Raw genomic sequence first — 16,765 nt, 5'->3', positions numbered from 1 at the left:
GGAACCATGGACCCCGGGACAGGTCCCGGGGTGACGGCGGTGGGTGGGTCAGGCCTGGGCCTGAGCCCCCCTGATCGCTTCATAAGCCGCCTGAAGCCGCATCGCGACGCTCGGGCGGCCTGTCGGCGGCATGCCGAGATGCTCGGTGCGCAGCTCGTCCATGAAATCCGCCCACATCTCCGGCCCGCCTTCTTCCAGCAATTGCGCGCGGATCGCCAGGTCGGGGGTGACGGGCAGATGCCGCCGCCCCCAGGCGCCCAATTGCGCCATCAGCGGCACGAGTTGGATTGCCGGCTCGGTCAGGCTGTAGAAATGCTTCTGCTTGTGGCTCGGATCGTCGGTGATGGCCAGAAAACCCGCCGCCACCAGCTTTTTCAATCGATCAGCCAGGATGTTGGACGCGATCCCTTCCTCCGACCGCGAAAGAAGCTCGCGGAAATGGCGGCGATTGCCGAACATGATGTCGCGGATGACGATCAGGCTCCAGCGATCGCCTAATGCCTGGATGGTGAGGTTGATGGGACAGCCCGAGCGCGGATCTTCGACGTGGATTGTCATGACCGGTTGCAATATAGGATCGGTTATGTAAGGCGACAACTGGTTTTGATTCGCAAGCGGTTTGCCGGAGGAGAGCATGATGAGCAGGGTTCGTGTCGGCGCTTTTTCGATATCGGTGGACGGGTTCGGGGCCGGCCCCGATCAGAGTCTGGAGAACCCGCTCGGTTTGCGCGGGAAGGAACTCCACGAATGGGCCTTCGCTACCACGACCTTTCGCACGATGTTCGGTCAGCAGGGTGGTTCAACGGGCGTCGACGAGGCCCATGCGGCGCGGTCGATGGAAGGCATGGGTGCCTGGATCATGGGCCGCAACATGTTCGCGCACAGTCGTGGCGACTGGTCCGACGACGGATGGAAAGGCTGGTGGGGGGACACCCCGCCTTATCATTGCCCGGTCTTCGTCCTCACGCACTATGCCCGGGCGCCGGTCGAGATGAACGGCGGCACCGTCTTTCATTTCGTCACCGAGGGGGCCGAAGAGGCGCTGCGACTTGCCCGCGAGGCGGCGGGCGACCGCGATATTCGCGTCGGCGGCGGCGCCGCGACGATCCGGGAATATCTGACCATGGGGGCGATCGACGAAGTGCATCTGGCGATCTCGCCCGTCGTGCTGGGCGGGGGCGAGGCGCTGTTCGCGGGGCTCGACCTGCCGGCGCTTGGCTATGCGGTGAGCCAGCAGGCGCTGGGCGAGAACGCCACGCACATCATTTTGACGAAGCAATAAGGAAAGCCCGGCATGACGCTCAAACTCTACGCACATCCTTTGTCGTCCTATTGCCACAAGGCGCTGGTCGCCTTTTACGAGAACGAGATTCCGTTCGAGTACAAGGCGCTCGACCAAAGCGAGCCCGTGGCGAGCGAGTTCGCCCGGCTATGGCCGGTCAAGCGCTTCCCGCTGCTGGTCGATGGCGACCGGGTCGTGCCGGAATCGAGCGTGATCGTCGAATATCTCGGCGTGCATTATCCGGGGTCGGTCAAGCTGATACCGGCCGATCCCGATGCGGCGATCGAGGTCCGGATGATGGACCGGTTCTTCGACAATTATGTGATGAATGCGCAAGGCCGGGTCGTGTTCGATGCCCTGCGCGAGGAAGGCAAGCGCGACGCGCTGGCTGTCGAGGAGGCCCGGGCAATGCTCGATACCGCCTATGCGTGGCTCGACGGCTGGATGGAGGGGCGCGAATGGGCCGCGGGCGGGGCGTTCAGCCTGGCTGACTGCGCGGCGGCACCGGCGCTGCTCTATGCCGACTGGACTCATGCGATCCCGCAGAAATACGCCAATGTCTGGGCGTATCGGGCGCGGTTGCTGGCACGGCCTTCCTATGCGCGGGCGCTGGACGAGGCGCGGCCGTACCGCCACTATTTCCCGCTCGGCGCGCCGACTGACCGCGATTGAACGCCGTCGTCATGCCGGACCTGTTCCGGCATGAGCTCGGCAGTGGGAAGCAATAGGCGTTCCGAGTGAGGACCCGGAGGATCAGGCCGATCTGCGTGCCGAGGGCGGTTGCGCTGACGCGGTCTGCGGATTCAGCCGTTCAAGGTTGAAATGCTGCGCGAATTCAAGTCCGGCCTTGCCGTCGGTTGCCCAGCGGATCGTGGCGGGGAACATCTGCTCCTCAAGCAGCTCGATCATGATCTCGAGCCCGATCGCGTCGGGGTCGACATCGATGCCGTCGATCATCGCGCCGGTCGAGGACATGTTGCGGATGCGGATATCGCCGGCGACGTCGCCCGCCGTGATCCGCGCGTTGCGGATCATCGAATGGCGCGGCGCGCGGCTGACGCGATAGCCCGACGCCGTGGCCATCCCGTCGGCTGCCGCGAGTTGCTTCACCACTTCGGCAGCGCGCGCGGGTTTGCCGTAGACATAGCCCTGGATATGGCTGCAGCCGAGTTCGCGGATGAGCGCGATCTCGTCCTGGCCTTCGACGCCTTCCGCGGTCGTTTCCATGCCCAGCGTATCGGCCAGCGTGACGATCGCCCCGATGATCGCGGCGTTGCGGTTGCCCGCGATGGTGGCGCCGCGCACGAAGCTCTGGTCGATCTTGATCTTGTCGAACGGTGCTTTCTTCAGATAGCCGAGCGACGAATAGCCCGTACCGAAATCGTCGAGCGCGAGCCGCACGCCGATGCCCTTCAGCATCTTGAACATTGTCTCGGACGAGGCGGTTTCGTCGAGGAACACGCCTTCGGTGATCTCCAGCTCGAGCCGGTCCGGCGCGATGCCCGATCTGGCAAGCGCGCTCGTCACCACCGCAGGCAGCGCCGGATTGGCGAACTGGATCGGCGAGACGTTGACCGCGACTCGGATGTCCCTTGGCCAGGTCGCCGCCTCGGTGCAGGCAGTCCGCAGCACCCATGCACCGATCGCCTCGATCAGTCCGCAATCCTCGGCGACCGGCACGAACTCGGCTGGGGAGATGGCGCCCCGGGTCGGGTGATCCCAGCGGATCAGCGCCTCATAGCCGACGATCCGCTCGGTTCTGGTGCTGACCACCGGCTGATAGGCAACATGGAACTGGTCCTGCGCGAGCGCGTGGCGGAGATCGTCCTCAAGCTGCTTGCGGCTCTGCGCGCCGACCAGCAGTTCTTCACGGAAGAAGCGGTGGATGCCGCGTCCGTCGGCCTTGGCGGCATAGAGCGCGAGGTCGGCGTTGCGGATCAGCGTCTCGGCGTCGCGGCCATGCTCCGGCGCGATGGCGATGCCGATCGAGCAGCCGATCGTGACCGAGGAACCGTCGATGAAATAGGGCTGGGAAAGCGCGGCGATGATCGAGCGGCCGAGATCGGCCAGGCGCTCGCGATTGGCCTCGCTCGGCAGCACGACCTGGAACTCGTCGCCGCCGAGCCGCCCGACCAGGCCGGCCTCGCCGACCGCGCGCTGAAGCCGCTGGCCGACTTGCTTGAGCAGCGCGTCCCCCGACTGATGGCCCATCGTGTCGTTGACCGCCTTGAACCGGTCGAGATCGAGCAGCAGCAGCGAGGTCGCGCGATAGGTGCCCGACGGCTGGTTGAGCATCTGATCGAGCGACAGCCGCATGCGCTGGCGGTTGGCCAGGCCGGTCAGGCTGTCGAACAGCGCGAGACGCGTGATTTCCGCATCGGCGCGGCGCCGTTCGGTCAGGTCGCTGCCGCTGCCGATAAAGCCCTGGAAGCGCCCCAGATCGTCGACCGTAGGCCTGCCCGAGATCGACCACCAGCGCTCCAGCTTGCCGGTGCTGGCGGGGCGGACCGAATAGTTGGAAAAGGCCGTGCGCGAGGAAAGGTGGAAGGCAAGGGTCCGCTCGGTCTCGGGCGAGGCACTGTCCATGCGGAACAATGCGGTCAGCATCTCGCCGATCGCCGGGGTCTCGCTGGTGTTCAGTTCCTGCGCGACCTTGTCGGAAAGATAGATCAGCCGGCCATGGCTGTCGGTCTGCCAGAACCAGCCGGTCGTGTGGCTTTCGAATTCATGGACCAGGCGCGTGGCCATCCTGCCCCGGATCTCGGCCGCGCCGCGGTTCCCGGCGGCTGAGCGGTCATGGCGGGCGAGGCTATAGGTGGCGATCGAGAGGCAAACCAGGAAAGCGAAGGCGACGCCACTGGCCATGCCGAAGCCGTTCTGAAGCGTGATCGTCCCGACCAGTGCGGCGGCAAAGCCGATCGTCGCAGCCCGTACTGGATGAAGCACGACGACGAGGATGACGATCGTTGCGAAGATCGCGACGAAGGCCGCAAGCTGGACGGTGCTCGCCGGGAATTTCGCGCTGATGCCCAATAGCGAGAAGAGCAGGACGGCGATGGCGGCGCCGATCAGCGTCATCGCGCGGATATGCGCGTGCGGCGATGCCTCGGCGAGAGCGGGGATCTTGAGCAGGGCCAGGGCAAAGATGCCGAGCCCGACGCCGATCGAGCCGCGCAGTTCGATGCCCGATAGCAGGTCAAGACGATCGAGATTGAACGCCCCGTACCAGAGCATTGCCGGCGCGGCGATGAGCGCCACCAGCGCGAAAGGCCAGGTGGCCGCGAGCTGGTCGACCTGAACGCGCAGGGCATTCAGATGCGCGTCGGACGTTTCCGAAACGGGCGCAAGATCATCCCGGAACGCGCCGGCGGTTGAGGTCAGGGCGCGGAAGGGGTGGAAGGCGACAAGCATCCAGTCTGGCTATAGTGAGCGAACCTTGCCAAAATCCTTGCGCGCGATGGTGAAGGAAGGGTTGCGCCGCCCCTTGGCCGCGCGCCGCCACCGGCATAAGGCAACCCCGATTCAATTCCCGATTCACTACCTCACGGAACCGACATGACCACCATCATCCGCGAAGCCGATCTGATCGAGAGCGTGGCCGACGCGCTGCAGTTCATCAGCTATTACCACCCGATGGATTATATCCGCGCCCTGGGCGTCGCGTATGAGGCTGAGCGGAGCCCGGCGGCCAAGGACGCCATCGCGCAGATCCTGACCAACAGCCGCATGTGCGCCGAGGGCCACCGGCCGATCTGCCAGGATACCGGCATCGTCACCGTGTTCGTGAAATGGGGCCAGGATTGCCGGCTGGAGAGCGTCCGCTCCTTGCAGGAAGTGATCGATGAGGGCGTGCGCCGCGCCTATCTCCATCCGGAGAACAAGCTGCGCGCCTCGATCCTGGCCGATCCGGCTTTCACTCGCCGCAACACGAAGGACAACACGCCGAGCGTGCTTCACGTCGAGATGGTGCCGGGGTCGAAAGTCTCGGTGGATGTCGCGGCCAAGGGCGGCGGGTCCGAGAACAAGTCCAAGTTCAAGATGATGAACCCGAGCGATTCGATCCTCGACTGGGTCCTTGAGATGATCCCGCAAATGGGCGCCGGCTGGTGCCCGCCGGGCATGCTGGGCATCGGGATCGGCGGCACGGCTGAGAAGGCGATGCTGCTCGCCAAGGAAAGCCTGATGGGCTCGATCGACATGGCGCAGCTCAAGCAGCGCGGTCCGCGCAACGATATCGAGACGCTCCGCATCCAGATCTTCGATGCGGTCAACGCGCTTGGCATCGGCGCTCAGGGGCTTGGCGGCCTTTCGACGATCCTCGACGTGAAGATTTTCGACTGGCCGACCCATGCAGCATCCAAGCCGGTGGCGATGATTCCCAATTGCGCGGCGACCCGTCATGCGCATTTCACGCTTGATGGATCGGGCCCGGTCTATCTGGAAGCGCCGAAGCTGGACGAATGGCCCGATGTCGACTGGAAGCCCGACCAGGCAGCGATCCGGGTCGATCTCGACACGCTCACGCCGGAGGTGGTGCAGAGCTGGAAACATGGCGACCGGCTGCTGCTCAACGGCAAGATGCTCACCGGGCGCGATGCGGCGCACAAGCGAATCAAGGACATGCTCGACGCGGGCGAGGAGCTGCCGGTCGAGTTCAAGGGCCGCGTGATCTATTATGTCGGTCCGGTCGATCCGGTCGGGGAAGAGGTGGTGGGTCCGGCAGGCCCCACGACCGCGACGCGGATGGACAAGTTCACCCGCATGATGCTTGAGCAGGGGCTGCTGGCGATGGTCGGCAAGGCCGAGCGCGGTCCCGCGGCGACCGAGGCGATCCGTGATCACAGATCGGCCTATATGATGGCGGTTGGCGGCGCGGCCTATCTCGTCGCGCGGGCGATCAAGGGATCGAAGGTTGTCGGCTTCGAAGATCTCGGCATGGAGGCGATCTACGAATTCGAGGTCAGCGATTTCCCGGTGACGGTGGCGGTCGACAGCGAGGGGCAGAATGTCCACCAGCTCGCGCCGCTCGTCTGGCGCGAGAAGATCGCGCGGGAGAAGCTGCTGGCGGGTGTCTGACTCATGGCCCGGCGCATCGTCCTTACCTCGCCGCTCGCGCCCGACGCGATCGCCAGGAAGCTGAAGGATGTGCTGGGCGATCGGACCGCGAAACCCGTGAGGGGCGTGACAGGCGCAGGTTCGGAACTGACCATGACGTTGTTCTATTTCCGGCCGAACATCCAGAGCAGCTTCCAGTAAGGACGAGACAGCGATCCTTGCCTTTCTGGCGACGACGGTGGCGACGTGGCCGACGGACAGAGACGAAGCTATTCCTCCCCATCGCAGATGGGGAGGGGGACCAGCCCTGGGCTGGTGGAGGGGAAATGCGAGCCAGCCCTAGGATAGTGGAATGTGCGAGGAAATTGCGACGCGTCATGACCGCGCCGGAGGTACGTTTGTGGCAATGGCGGCGCGGGAAGCCGGGCGGGTTTAAGTTTCGGCGCCAGCATCCGGTCGGGCGCTTGGTCCCCCTCCCCATGCAAAGCATGGGGAGGAATAGAAACGTGATCACTTCTCCTATCTGGTTGCCCGCGACGATCGTCGCGGGCGCGGTGCAGGCGTGGCGCACGGCGGTGCAGAAACGCGTAAGCTACAGCATGTCTGTCAACGCCGCAGGCCTGGTGCGCTATCTCTATGGCCTGCCTTTCGCGATCCTGCTGGTTGTAGGCTATGAGGAGTTCTTCGCATCGGGCGGTTTCCCCGTGCTCGGCCGCTGGTTTCTGCTGTTCTGCGCCGCGGGCGGGCTGGCCCAGATCGTCGCGACGAACCTGCTGATCATGGCCTTTTCCCACCGCAATTTCGTGGTCGGCACTGCCTATTCGAAGACCGAGGCGGTGCAGGGCGCGATCCTGTCCTTCCTGCTGCTCGGCGAACGGCTGAGCCCGTTAAGCTTGGCCGGCATCGGCTGCGGTGTCCTTGGCGTGATGGTGCTGTCGACCGGCGGCAAGCGCATGGGGCCGATGGATTTCGTGCGCGCGCTGGGCCAGCCGGCCGCGCTTTGCGGCATTGCCTCGGGCTTCTTCTTCGCGCTGACCGCGATTGGCATTCGCCGGGCGACTCAGGAAGTGGTGACGCCGGACCCGATCCGGGCAGCGCTGATCGTGCTGGCGACGACGATATGCCTGCAGGTGGCGATGCAGGGCTGCTACCTGTTCCTGCGCGAGCGTGACCAGGTGCGTGCGGTGTTTGCCAACTGGCGGGTTGCTGGCCAGGTCGGGCTGCTCTCCTCGATCGGATCGGCTTGCTGGTTCACCGGCTTCGCCACCGCGCCTGTCGCGCTCGTACGGATCGTCGGGCAGGTCGAGGTCGCTTTCACCTTCGCCTTCTCGCGTTTCTATCTCGGCGAGCGCATGGTGCGCAGCGAGGGGCTTGGCCTGATCCTGGTGGTGACGGGGGTGATCCTCGCGCTGGCCGGAACGCGTTAGGGACGATGACCGCATGAGAGCCGGGAACTGACAGGATGGCAGGTGCTGGCCGCAAGACGGGGAGCACCGGCGCGCTGATCGCGACCGTGCTCGGATCGAGCGTCGCGATGATCGATGGATCCGTGGTCAATGTCGCGCTGCCGGCGATGGCACGGGGCCTGGGCGCCGACAGCACCGGCGTTCAGTGGATCGTCAACGGCTTCATGCTGCCCCTGTCGGCGCTGGTACTGATCGGCGGGGCGCTGGCCGACCGGGTCGGGCGCAAGCTGACCTTCCTCTGGGGGCTCCTGGCATTCGCCGCTACCACGCTTGCCTGCATGGTCGCGCCGACGCTGGGCTGGCTGATCGCCGCGCGGATCGGCCAGGGTGTCGGGGCTGCGCTGCTTGTCCCGGCGAGCCTTGCGATCCTCGGCGCTGATTTCGAGGGCGCGGCACGGGCCAGGGCGATCGGCACCTGGGCGGCGGCGGGTGCGATCGGGGGCGCGATCGGCCCGGTGCTTGGCGGCTGGCTGGTCGATCATGTCGGCTGGCGATCGATCTTCGCGTTGATCCTGCCCATCGCGGTGGCGGCGTTCGCCATGGGCTGGCGCTATGTGCCGGGCGGCTATGACGAGGACGCAAGCCCGCCCGACTGGTTCGGGGCCATGCTTGCGACCGTCGGGCTCGGCCTGCTTGTCTGGGGTCTGACCCTGATGACGGCGCACCAGCGCGGTATCGGCGCGGCGATGATCGGCGGCGGCACGATCGCGCTGGTGGCGTTCGTCTCGCTTGAGGCGCGGCTGGGCGACAGGGCGATGGTACCGCTTGCCTTGTTCGGGACGCGCACCTTCACTGGCCTGACCCTGCTGACCTTCCTGCTCTACGCTGCCCTGTCGGGCGCGCTGCTGCTGTTGCCCTATCTGCTGATCGCGCGCGGCTGGAGCGCGGCGGCGGCGGGCTCGGCGGTACTGCCCCTGCCGCTGATCATGGGGCTCGGCTCGCGAAGCGTGGGGGCTCTCGCGGCGAAGATCGGCGCCCGGCCGCTGCTCGCGATCGGGCCGATGGTGACGGGCGCCGGCTTCGCGCTGTTCGCGGCGATGCCGGGCGAGGGGATAGACTATGCGCGGCACGTATTGCCGGGCATGCTGCTGATCGGGATCGGCATGACGACAGCGGTCGCGCCGCTGACCACGACGGTGATGGCGGCTGTCGACCATCGACACACCGGCGCCGCTTCAGGCGTCAACAACGCGACCGCGCGGATCGGCGGGATGATCGCGGTGGCGCTGATCGGGCTGGTGCTGACCGGCGACGGGCGCGGGGTGTCGCTCGATGCTTTTCACGGCGCGGCGATCATGGCGGCGGCGATGGCGGTGGGCGCGGGGCTGTGCGGGTGGCTGCTGGTACGGGTGGAGACGGTCTAGCCTTTCGCGACCTGCGGGGAACTGTGCACGAGGAGAGAAGCGGGGCGCTCCACGCGGCCCACAATCGCGCCCCAACATGCTTGCGGGCTGGCAATGGTTATGGGACGGGCCGGAGATGGATTCGCTGAGAGGTTTGGCGCGCATGGGTCGCTGGCTGATGACCATGCTGCTGTTCGGAACGGTGGCGATCTGCCTGGCCTTCACCATCGTTCCCCGTTTCCTCGACCGAATCTATTATCGCGGGCCTGTCTCAAGCCATTTCGACGGGCAGCGCTTCTTCAACCCGGACGGCGACGAGGATACCATCCGCGTGCCGGCGGGCGGCAGCCGGGCGGGATTCTTCGCGCGCTACCTTACGGGCAGTGACGGCCGCCCGGCCTGGCCCAGGCATGTCGCCGTCCGCCAAGCGGCGATCCCGGCGCGGGTTGCCGGCGAGGCGATGACCGTGACCTGGATCGGTCATGCGACGGTGCTGATCCAGACCCAGGGCCTCAACATCCTGACCGATCCGATATGGGCCGAGCGTTCCGGGCCGCTCGGTATCGGACCGAAGCGGGTCGCTGAACCGGGTATCGCCTTCGACGATCTACCGAAGATCGATCTCGTGCTGGTCAGCCACAATCACTACGACCATCTCGATCTGGCGAGCCTGAAGCGCCTGTGGGATCGCGACCGTCCGCGTATCGTCACCGCGCTCGGCAACGACAGCGTCATCCGCCAGGCCGGCGTGCCGTCGATCGCGCGCGACTGGGGCGGCAAGGTCGCGGTGAAGCCGGGTGTCGACGTGGTCGTCACCCGCAACCATCATTGGGACAGTCGCTGGTTCACCGATCGCAATCGGGCGCTCTGGTCGAGCTTCGTCGTCAGGCTGCCGGGCGGGAATGTCTTCTTCGCCGGAGATACCGGGCCGGGCGACCTGAAATGGCCGGACGAGGCGCGGGCGCTGGGGCCGGTCCGACTGGCGCTGATCCCGATCGGGGCCTTTCGCTTCGAGGCCGGGCAGATGGCTTCGGGCAGCCATGTCGGGCCGATCGACGCGGTGGAGGTCTATCGCCGTCTCGGCGCATCGACCGGCATCGGAATTCACTGGGGTACGTTCCGTCTCTCGTACGAAGCCTATGATACGCCACCCAAGCTGCTCGCGGCGGCGGAGAAATGTGCCGGGCTGCGCGGGTTCGATACGGTGGCGCTCGGCCAGCCGACAATGGTCCCGCCTTATGCGTCGCCTGCTGCCCGGACGGTGGTGACGCGCGCCGATATGATGCGCTGCCTCGATACGGCGGCGGTCAGGGCGCTGCGCTGATCGTCACCGGCTACAGGCGGAGAGGCGTTTCCAGTCGATGACATAAGCGGTGTGGACTCGTACCGTCTGTCCGTCCTGCAAATGGGCATAGGCATTCAATTCAAGCAGGGAGTGGATTCGGTCAGGGGCCTCGTCGCCGTTCACGGTGAAGGTCGCGCCGACCGAAACACCGGCCTTTGCCTGCGGCGCGCATCGCCCGCCGCCCGCGATTGCGTTTCCGTCGAGGTTGAGTGATTCGAACCGGCAATCGACCTTGCTCAGATTGGCGATGGTGGCGTTGGCCTCTTCCATCGTTCTCAGCCTGGGTTCGACACAGCCCCTGTCCTCTCTCTTGTCCGGTGGCATGGCGAAGGGCACTTCTTCGCGAGTCACCGCGCGATCGTCGATCGTCAGGGCAACCAGCCTCACGCTCGATTCCCAATGGCCGCGCTCGGGGATGTTGTCGGGGTCGTCGGGCGGGGTGCAGCCGCCAAGCAGCGTGAGCGCAATCGCGGCGAGCCATGAGCGCATGACGTTTCCCCCTTCGCATCCGGCAGGATGGACGCGAAGCATTGCATCAGGGTTAAACTGATGCCGTACCAGCCCCGATCAACCGCAACGGATGGGCTTGGGCGCGGCGCGCGGCGGTGATATGGAGCCCCACCGGGGGAGTAGGGACATTGGCCGAGCGGGTCGCGCTGCGCGGATATGACACGACATTGGATCGCGCCGGTCTCGCGCTCGGCGCTGGCGGGCTCGTGGGCGGCATTGTCGCCAGCATCCTCGTCGCGATCGGCGGAGCGCCGTCGCTTTTGGGAATCGCGGTCGGCTTCGTCGTCGGCGCGGTGATCACTGCGATGACCGTGGTGGCGGTCGCCGGGCCGTTGTGGCTGGTCGCGCATGCGTTGCAGCGACGTGGTCCGGGTACCGCGGCGCTGATCGGGGCGATCTCAGGCTTTGCCCTGTTCCTCGGCGGCCAGACCTATGGCTTCGGTCTCTTCGCGATGCCGCCGACCGATTCGCGCACGCTGATGTTCCGCTGGATCAGCGCCGTCGCGACGAGCGTGATCCTGGCCGGACTTTCCGCCCTGATCGGGCTGGTGATGTGGCGCGTGGCCTATCGGCGGATCTATTGAGCTCCCCTCCCGGCGGGCGGGAGGGAAAGCTCAATCACGCTCCGCCCATCCGGAAGGCGCAGATCTTGTTTCCGTCGAGATCCCGAAAATAGGCGCCGTAAAAGGCGCGCGGGCCCTCGTCGCTGCGGAGTCCGGGTGCGCCTTCGTCCGATGCCCCCAGTTCCATCGCCCTGGCGTGGAATGAGTCGACCTTGGCGCGCTCGTCCATCGGGATCGCGATCATCGTTCCGTTGCCGACGCTCGCCTTGCCGCCGTCGAACGGGTTGGTGATGACGATCACGGGCGATCCCATGCCGGTCCCGTAAAAGGTGAAGCCGCCATGCTCCGGAACCTCCATCAGCCGCTTTGCGCCGATCGTGCCCAGCAACGCATCGTAAAAGGCCTGGGCCCGCGGGACATCATTGGTGCCGATCGTCACGTAACCGGTCATCTGCTTTCTCCCTTGGTGCTTATTTCGGGCAGTCGCCGACCCGCTTGCCGGCCATCGTCATCCGCATCTTCATCTCGGCGGGCGCCGCCGTGCCGGGGCTGGGCAGCTTCATCGTCATGTCGACGATCATGTCGATCGCGGTGGGCTTCACCGTACCGTTCATCTTGCCGGTGGCTTCCATGCCGCCATTGCTACAGATCGCGGTGCCGGCGATGCTGCCGGCGACGGTCTCGACCCGCTCGAAGCGGCAGCCGCCCTGGTCCTTCTGCACGGCCTTGCTGATATCCTCCTCGGCCTGCTCCTTGCTCATGCACTCGCGGCGTGTGGTGGCCGGCGACGATTTCCGCATCTGCGCGGCCAGGCCGGGCGGGCCGCCCCGCACGTCGAGAAGCTCCACCTTCGTGACATATTCCCATTCGCCTGGAATGCGCGGGGGCACCTTCATGGCCACCGGCGTGGCGGGCGTGGCAGTGTTGGCCGCGGTAGCCGTCTTCGCGTCCGGCGCGGGCTGGCCGCACGCCGCGAGCGATACCGCGACGCCGGCCAGCAGAATCTGGATTCGCATCGTTATTCCCCTCTTGGATCGTTCATGTCACGTCACGGTCAGCGCGACCTGATGCGCGGGCCTATCATATGTGTCCTCGTCGTCATCCGCATTCTGCCTCGTATCATCGAGATCGAGCGCGGCGGCCGTATAGCTGCCGTTCGATGTCACCGTCATGGCACCACCGGCGAAGGTGCAGATGTGCCCGCCGTTCACGTTGAAGCCGGTATATCGGCACGTGTCCTTGCTCGCCCGACCGGCAAGCTTCCTGCGGCGGCACGAAACCCGTTCATCGCCTTATGCTCCGATGCGGAAGTGACACGCGACCGTTCCCGTTCGTTGCGGGCTGGCGTCTTCCTCCCCATATTCCGCGACTATGGCAATCCAGATTCGCACCAGTCTCGAAGAGCCCGAAACGGGCACCAACTTCGTCCCGCATCGCCCAGCGCGACCGCCCAAGGCTGAGGGCGGCAGGAAGTTCAAGCTCGTCTCGGACTATACGCCGTCGGGGGATCAGCCGACGGCGATCGCGGAACTGGTCGAGCAGACCGAGGCGGGCGAGCGCGACCAGGTGCTGCTCGGCGTGACCGGTTCGGGCAAGACCTTCACCATGGCCAAGGTGATCGAGGCGGTGCAGCGCCCGGCGCTGGTGCTGGCGCCGAACAAGATCCTCGCGGCGCAACTCTATGGGGAGTTCAAGAGCTTCTTCCCCGAGAATGCGGTCGAATATTTCGTCAGCTATTACGATTATTATCAGCCCGAGGCCTATGTGCCCCGGTCCGACACGTACATCGAGAAGGAAAGCTCGGTAAACGAGTCGATCGACCGGATGCGGCATTCGGCGACGCGCGCGCTGCTCGAACGCGACGATGTGATCATCGTGGCCTCGGTCTCGTGCCTCTACGGCATCGGATCGGTCGAGACCTATTCGGCGATGATCTTCGACCTGAAGAAGGGCCAGACGGTCGACCAGCGCGAGATCGTGCGCAAGCTCGTGTCGCTTCAATACAAGCGCAACGACGCGGCGTTCCAGCGCGGCAATTTCCGGGTGAAGGGCGACACGCTGGAAATCTTCCCGTCGCATTATGAGGATACCGCCTGGCGCGTCTCCTTTTTCGGCGACGATATCGAGGAGATCGTCGAGTTCGATCCGCTGACCGGCAAGAAAGTCGCCAGCCTCGACTATGTCCGTGTCTATGCGAACAGCCATTATGTCACGCCGGGGCCGACGCTGAAACAGGCGATGGAGGCCATCAGGCATGAATTGACCGAGCGGCTGAAGGAATTGGTGCCTGAAGGAAAGTTGCTCGAGGCGCAGCGGCTCGAGCAGCGCACGAACTTCGACCTTGAGATGATCGCCGCGACCGGGTCTTGTGCTGGCATCGAGAATTACTCGCGCTTCCTCACGGGCCGCATGCCGGGCGAGCCGCCGCCCACCTTGTTCGAGTACCTGCCCGACAATGCCCTGCTGTTCATCGACGAAAGCCATGTCACGATCGGGCAGATCAACGGCATGTCGCGGGGCGACCATCGGCGCAAGCTGACGCTCGCCGAATATGGCTTCCGCCTGCCGTCGGCGATCGACAACCGGCCGCTTCGTTTCAACGAATGGGAGGCGATGCGCCCGCAAACCACCTATGTCTCGGCGACGCCGGGCGGGTGGGAGATGGAGCAGACCGGTGGCGTCTTCGCCGAGCAGGTGATCCGGCCCACCGGGCTCATCGATCCGCCGATCGAGATCAAGCCAGTCGAGGAACAGGTGCAGGACCTGATCGTCGAGGCGAAGAAGACAGCGGAGGCCGGGTACCGCACCCTCGTGACGACGCTGACCAAGCGCATGGCGGAGGATTTGACCGAGTTCATGCACGAGGCTGGGATCAAGGTCCGCTACATGCATTCGGACGTCGAGACGCTTGAGCGCATCGAGCTGATCCGCGACCTGCGGCTGGGCGTGTACGACGTTCTGGTCGGCATCAACCTGCTGCGCGAGGGGCTCGATATTCCCGAATGCGGGCTGGTCGCGATCCTCGACGCCGACAAGGAAGGGTTCCTCCGTTCCGAGACGTCGCTGATCCAGACCATCGGTCGCGCCGCGCGTAACGTCGACGGGCGGGTGATCCTCTATGCCGATCGCATCACGGGCTCGATGGAGCGCGCGATGAACGAGACGGCCCGGCGGCGGGAGAAGCAGCTCGCCTATAATGCCGAGCATGGCATTACGCCGCAGACGATCCGCCGCAATATCGGCGACATCATCCAGGACGTGTCGAGCCGTGACCAGGTGACGGTCGAGATCGGCGACGATCGGCCGCACATGGTCGGCCACAATCTGCGCGCCTATATCGAGGAGCTTGAGAAGAAGATGCGCGCTGCCGCAGCCGATCTCGAATTCGAGGAGGCCGGCCGCCTGCGCGACGAGATTCGGTCGCTCGAGGCGGAAGAACTCGGGCTCCCGGCGGACGAGCATCGCGCGCCGGTGATGGGCCGCTCGAACGAAGGCAAGCCCGGCACCCGCAAGACCCGCTACGGCAAGAGCCAGAAGATGCGCATGGGAGGGAGCGGGCGCCGCTCCTGAGCCCGGCCGCCCCGGCTATTCCCGGGGTGCCGGGGCAGTCTCAGTCGGGCTCGTGCGGGGAGCCGCGCTGCCTTCGCTTTCGCGAGGCTCCGGCGCCGAGGTCCGCAGCGTTGGGTTGGTAAGCTCGGGCGCTGGAACGGTGCTCTTGTGGCGCTTGCCGCGCAGCCCGTCGATCTCGGCCTGGCGCCTCTGCAGATAGAAGGTGCGGGCGGCGGTATAGGGATCGCCGCTATTTTCGCGCAGCTCGTTGAGCTTCTCGTCGAACTCGGCGCGATAGTCGATCGCGCTGATGACACCGCGTGGAACAGTGAAGTAGAGCTTGTTGAACGGCGTGCCGAAAGACATCGGCAGTACCAGGCTATCCACGCCACCGCCCACGAGATCGCGTAAGGTGGTCGGTCCGATCAGCGGCAGGAACAGGAAAGGCCCGGGTTTCACCCCGTAATAGCCGAGAGTGTCGGCGAAGCCGTTCGGGCGGCGCGGCAGGTTGAAGGGGCGCTTCTTCGCGACATCGAACAGGCCGGCGCCGCCGATCGTGGAATTGACCGCGAAACGGCCGAGTGTTTCCCCCGCCTTGCCGGGTTTTAACTGCACCAGGAAGTTCAGGAAGACGACTGGCTCGCGCAGATTGCCGAGGAAATTGCGCAGGCCGCTGCGGATCGGTCCGGGGATGTTCTTCTTGTAGGCGAGCGCGACCGGGCCGACGAACGCCTTGTCGACTGACTGGGTGACCTCGAAGGACTGGGCGTTGACCGCGCCGAGAGGATCGCCCGGGGTCGAGCGCGGACGCGCCGTCACGATGATATCATTCTGGTCCGCGGCGGAAGCGGGCACCACGGCGGCCGGTTCGGCCGGTGGCGGCCGAACGCCGGGGGTCGGTTCCACCGCGACTGGTGGCATCGCCGGCTGAGCTACTTCCTGGCCGCTCGTCGCGGGAGCGAACTGGACCATGGCAGGTGTGGCCGGCTGGGTGTCACCCATGCCTGCCGATGCATTGGCCAGCAGCAACGCGGTGGTAAAAGCCGGAATACTCAAATGGTTGTCCTTTCTGCCGGCCGCCCGGTTCTGCGCGATGGGGTGCTGGGCGCCCGCAATCGCATCGGCCTCACCTCTAGGACGTCACCAATTCCGGTTTCCTCAGATGACGGCATCGCATCAGTGTCATATTTCCACGCGCTCATGCCGGATCGGCTGTTCCGGCCGGCCCCGGCGCTCGTGCCCCGGCCTGTGGACAGGCCCGATCAGCCAAGCGACAGGTCCTCCAGCGCGGCACCGTAATAGCTGGCCACGCGATTGGCATAGGCCTGGTCGAACAGCGGCGCATTGTTCGCCCAGCTCGGCCCGCCTTCGAGCACGCTGCGCTCGATCCGCACGATGTAGAGGTCAGCGGACGGATCATAGGCGAGCAGGCTGAAGGGCAGGGGATAGAAGGCCTTGCCCATGCCGAGGAATCCGCCGATCGTCAGGACGACATAGGCGGTCTGGCCGGTCCGCTTGTTGATCAGGAATTCCTGGACTGAGCCGACCTTCTCCCCCTCGCGGGTCTTTACCTTGATCGCATCGGCTTCGCTCGAATGGGCGAGCAGTTGAATGGGGGGCTGGTTCTTGGACATGGTCTTTCCTCCAAATCG

Annotated in this window: 17 protein-coding genes and 1 pseudogene; 10 read left to right on the top strand and 8 right to left on the bottom strand. The window is 65.5% G+C overall.

From position 1 onward, the window contains the following. Positions 1-48 precede the first annotated feature (48 nt). Positions 49-558, bottom strand: a complete 510-nt coding sequence (locus NDN01_RS14290) for a winged helix-turn-helix transcriptional regulator (protein WP_272622251.1) — start codon at positions 556-558, stop codon at positions 49-51. A gap of 76 nt (positions 559-634) precedes the next feature. Here NDN01_RS14290 and NDN01_RS14285 point away from each other — a divergent pair, with 76 nt between their 5' ends. Further along, on the top strand, positions 635-1,282 hold the full coding sequence (locus NDN01_RS14285) for a dihydrofolate reductase family protein (RefSeq protein WP_272622249.1): 648 nt from the start codon (positions 635-637) through the stop codon (positions 1,280-1,282). 12 nt (positions 1,283-1,294) lie between these two features. Continuing rightward, positions 1,295-1,954 (top strand): glutathione S-transferase family protein, encoded by a 660-nt coding sequence (locus tag NDN01_RS14280; RefSeq protein ID WP_272622247.1) that lies wholly within the window; start codon positions 1,295-1,297, stop codon positions 1,952-1,954. 81 nt (positions 1,955-2,035) lie between these two features. Here NDN01_RS14280 and NDN01_RS14275 read toward each other — a convergent pair whose 3' ends face one another. Further along, entirely contained in the window at positions 2,036-4,693 is a 2,658-nt protein-coding gene (locus NDN01_RS14275) for a putative bifunctional diguanylate cyclase/phosphodiesterase (protein ID WP_272622245.1), read from the bottom strand. A gap of 144 nt (positions 4,694-4,837) precedes the next feature. Here NDN01_RS14275 and NDN01_RS14270 point away from each other — a divergent pair, with 144 nt between their 5' ends. The 6 genes and pseudogenes from NDN01_RS14270 to NDN01_RS14245 all read left to right on the top strand — a co-directional run bounded on the left by NDN01_RS14270 (position 4,838) and on the right by NDN01_RS14245 (position 10,470). Continuing rightward, positions 4,838-6,358, top strand: a complete 1,521-nt coding sequence (locus tag NDN01_RS14270; RefSeq protein WP_272622242.1) for a fumarate hydratase — start codon at positions 4,838-4,840, stop codon at positions 6,356-6,358. Between the two features lie 3 nt (positions 6,359-6,361). Continuing rightward, entirely contained in the window at positions 6,362-6,538 is a 177-nt protein-coding gene (locus NDN01_RS14265; RefSeq protein WP_272622240.1) for a hypothetical protein, read from the top strand. 125 nt (positions 6,539-6,663) lie between these two features. After that, positions 6,664-6,747 (top strand): annotated as a pseudogene (locus NDN01_RS25980) (hypothetical protein); the annotation flags it as partial. A gap of 96 nt (positions 6,748-6,843) precedes the next feature. Beyond that, positions 6,844-7,764: a DMT family transporter gene (locus tag NDN01_RS14255; protein WP_272628218.1), complete on the top strand. Its 921-nt coding sequence runs from the start codon at positions 6,844-6,846 to the stop codon at positions 7,762-7,764. Positions 7,765-7,799: 35 nt separating this feature from the next. Further along, positions 7,800-9,167 (top strand): MFS transporter, encoded by a 1,368-nt coding sequence (locus NDN01_RS14250; protein ID WP_272622238.1) that lies wholly within the window; start codon positions 7,800-7,802, stop codon positions 9,165-9,167. 142 nt (positions 9,168-9,309) lie between these two features. Beyond that, positions 9,310-10,470, top strand: coding sequence for an MBL fold metallo-hydrolase (locus NDN01_RS14245; RefSeq protein WP_272628216.1), 1,161 nt, complete (start codon positions 9,310-9,312; stop codon positions 10,468-10,470). Between the two features lie 3 nt (positions 10,471-10,473). Here the strand turns inward: NDN01_RS14245 and NDN01_RS14240 are convergent, their stop codons facing one another. Continuing rightward, a complete protein-coding gene (locus NDN01_RS14240) occupies positions 10,474-10,980 on the bottom strand; it encodes a hypothetical protein (RefSeq protein WP_272622236.1) in 507 nt (168 codons plus the stop codon). Positions 10,981-11,129: 149 nt separating this feature from the next. Here NDN01_RS14240 and NDN01_RS14235 point away from each other — a divergent pair, with 149 nt between their 5' ends. Continuing rightward, entirely contained in the window at positions 11,130-11,585 is a 456-nt protein-coding gene (locus tag NDN01_RS14235; protein WP_272622234.1) for a hypothetical protein, read from the top strand. A gap of 34 nt (positions 11,586-11,619) precedes the next feature. Here NDN01_RS14235 and NDN01_RS14230 read toward each other — a convergent pair whose 3' ends face one another. Genes NDN01_RS14230 through NDN01_RS14220 form a run of 3 tightly spaced genes read right to left on the bottom strand, consistent with a single transcriptional unit; the run spans position 11,620 to position 12,775 of the window. Beyond that, positions 11,620-12,015, bottom strand: coding sequence for a VOC family protein (locus tag NDN01_RS14230; RefSeq protein WP_272622232.1), 396 nt, complete (start codon positions 12,013-12,015; stop codon positions 11,620-11,622). Positions 12,016-12,034: 19 nt separating this feature from the next. Further along, complete coding sequence (locus tag NDN01_RS14225) at positions 12,035-12,580, bottom strand: DUF3617 domain-containing protein (protein WP_272622230.1); 546 nt, start codon at positions 12,578-12,580, stop codon at positions 12,035-12,037. Between the two features lie 27 nt (positions 12,581-12,607). Beyond that, positions 12,608-12,775 carry a hypothetical protein gene (locus tag NDN01_RS14220; RefSeq protein ID WP_272622228.1) on the bottom strand — a complete coding sequence of 56 codons (168 nt, stop codon included), beginning with the start codon at positions 12,773-12,775 and terminating at the stop codon, positions 12,608-12,610. A 160-nt stretch (positions 12,776-12,935) separates the two neighbouring features. Between NDN01_RS14220 and uvrB the strand changes: the two genes are divergently transcribed. Beyond that, positions 12,936-15,134 carry an excinuclease ABC subunit UvrB gene (gene uvrB / locus NDN01_RS14215; protein ID WP_272622226.1) on the top strand — a complete coding sequence of 733 codons (2,199 nt, stop codon included), beginning with the start codon at positions 12,936-12,938 and terminating at the stop codon, positions 15,132-15,134. Between the two features lie 15 nt (positions 15,135-15,149). Here uvrB and NDN01_RS14210 read toward each other — a convergent pair whose 3' ends face one another. Together NDN01_RS14210 and NDN01_RS14205 are read right to left on the bottom strand one after the other, a co-directional pair. Further along, complete coding sequence (locus NDN01_RS14210; RefSeq protein WP_272622224.1) at positions 15,150-16,169, bottom strand: MlaA family lipoprotein; 1,020 nt, start codon at positions 16,167-16,169, stop codon at positions 15,150-15,152. A 206-nt stretch (positions 16,170-16,375) separates the two neighbouring features. Continuing rightward, a complete protein-coding gene (locus NDN01_RS14205; protein ID WP_272622222.1) occupies positions 16,376-16,747 on the bottom strand; it encodes a PRC-barrel domain-containing protein in 372 nt (123 codons plus the stop codon). Between the last annotated feature and the right edge of the window lie 18 nt (positions 16,748-16,765).

The organism is Sphingomonas sp. QA11 (assembly GCF_028473665.1).
GTDB lineage: Bacteria > Pseudomonadota > Alphaproteobacteria > Sphingomonadales > Sphingomonadaceae > Sphingomonas > Sphingomonas phytovorans.
The sequence above is the reverse complement of the archived record's forward strand: the minus strand, read 5'-3'. Positions and strand labels throughout refer to the sequence as shown.

Excerpts from the sequence above, each read along its gene's own strand:
- NDN01_RS14290 (WP_272622251.1), bottom strand. The coding sequence starts at position 558 with ATGACAATCCACGTCGAAGATCCGCGCTCGGGCTGTCCCATCAACCTC.
- NDN01_RS14285 (WP_272622249.1), top strand. The coding sequence starts at position 635 with ATGATGAGCAGGGTTCGTGTCGGCGCTTTTTCGATATCGGTGGACGGG.
- NDN01_RS14280 (WP_272622247.1), top strand. The coding sequence starts at position 1,295 with ATGACGCTCAAACTCTACGCACATCCTTTGTCGTCCTATTGCCACAAG.
- NDN01_RS14275 (WP_272622245.1), bottom strand. The coding sequence starts at position 4,693 with ATGCTTGTCGCCTTCCACCCCTTCCGCGCCCTGACCTCAACCGCCGGC.
- NDN01_RS14270 (WP_272622242.1), top strand. The coding sequence starts at position 4,838 with ATGACCACCATCATCCGCGAAGCCGATCTGATCGAGAGCGTGGCCGAC.
- NDN01_RS14265 (WP_272622240.1), top strand. The coding sequence starts at position 6,362 with ATGGCCCGGCGCATCGTCCTTACCTCGCCGCTCGCGCCCGACGCGATC.
- NDN01_RS14250 (WP_272622238.1), top strand. The coding sequence starts at position 7,800 with ATGGCAGGTGCTGGCCGCAAGACGGGGAGCACCGGCGCGCTGATCGCG.
- NDN01_RS14245 (WP_272628216.1), top strand. The coding sequence starts at position 9,310 with ATGGGTCGCTGGCTGATGACCATGCTGCTGTTCGGAACGGTGGCGATC.
- NDN01_RS14240 (WP_272622236.1), bottom strand. The coding sequence starts at position 10,980 with ATGCGCTCATGGCTCGCCGCGATTGCGCTCACGCTGCTTGGCGGCTGC.
- NDN01_RS14230 (WP_272622232.1), bottom strand. The coding sequence starts at position 12,015 with ATGACCGGTTACGTGACGATCGGCACCAATGATGTCCCGCGGGCCCAG.
- NDN01_RS14225 (WP_272622230.1), bottom strand. The coding sequence starts at position 12,580 with ATGCGAATCCAGATTCTGCTGGCCGGCGTCGCGGTATCGCTCGCGGCG.
- uvrB (WP_272622226.1), top strand. The coding sequence starts at position 12,936 with ATGGCAATCCAGATTCGCACCAGTCTCGAAGAGCCCGAAACGGGCACC.
- NDN01_RS14205 (WP_272622222.1), bottom strand. The coding sequence starts at position 16,747 with ATGTCCAAGAACCAGCCCCCCATTCAACTGCTCGCCCATTCGAGCGAA.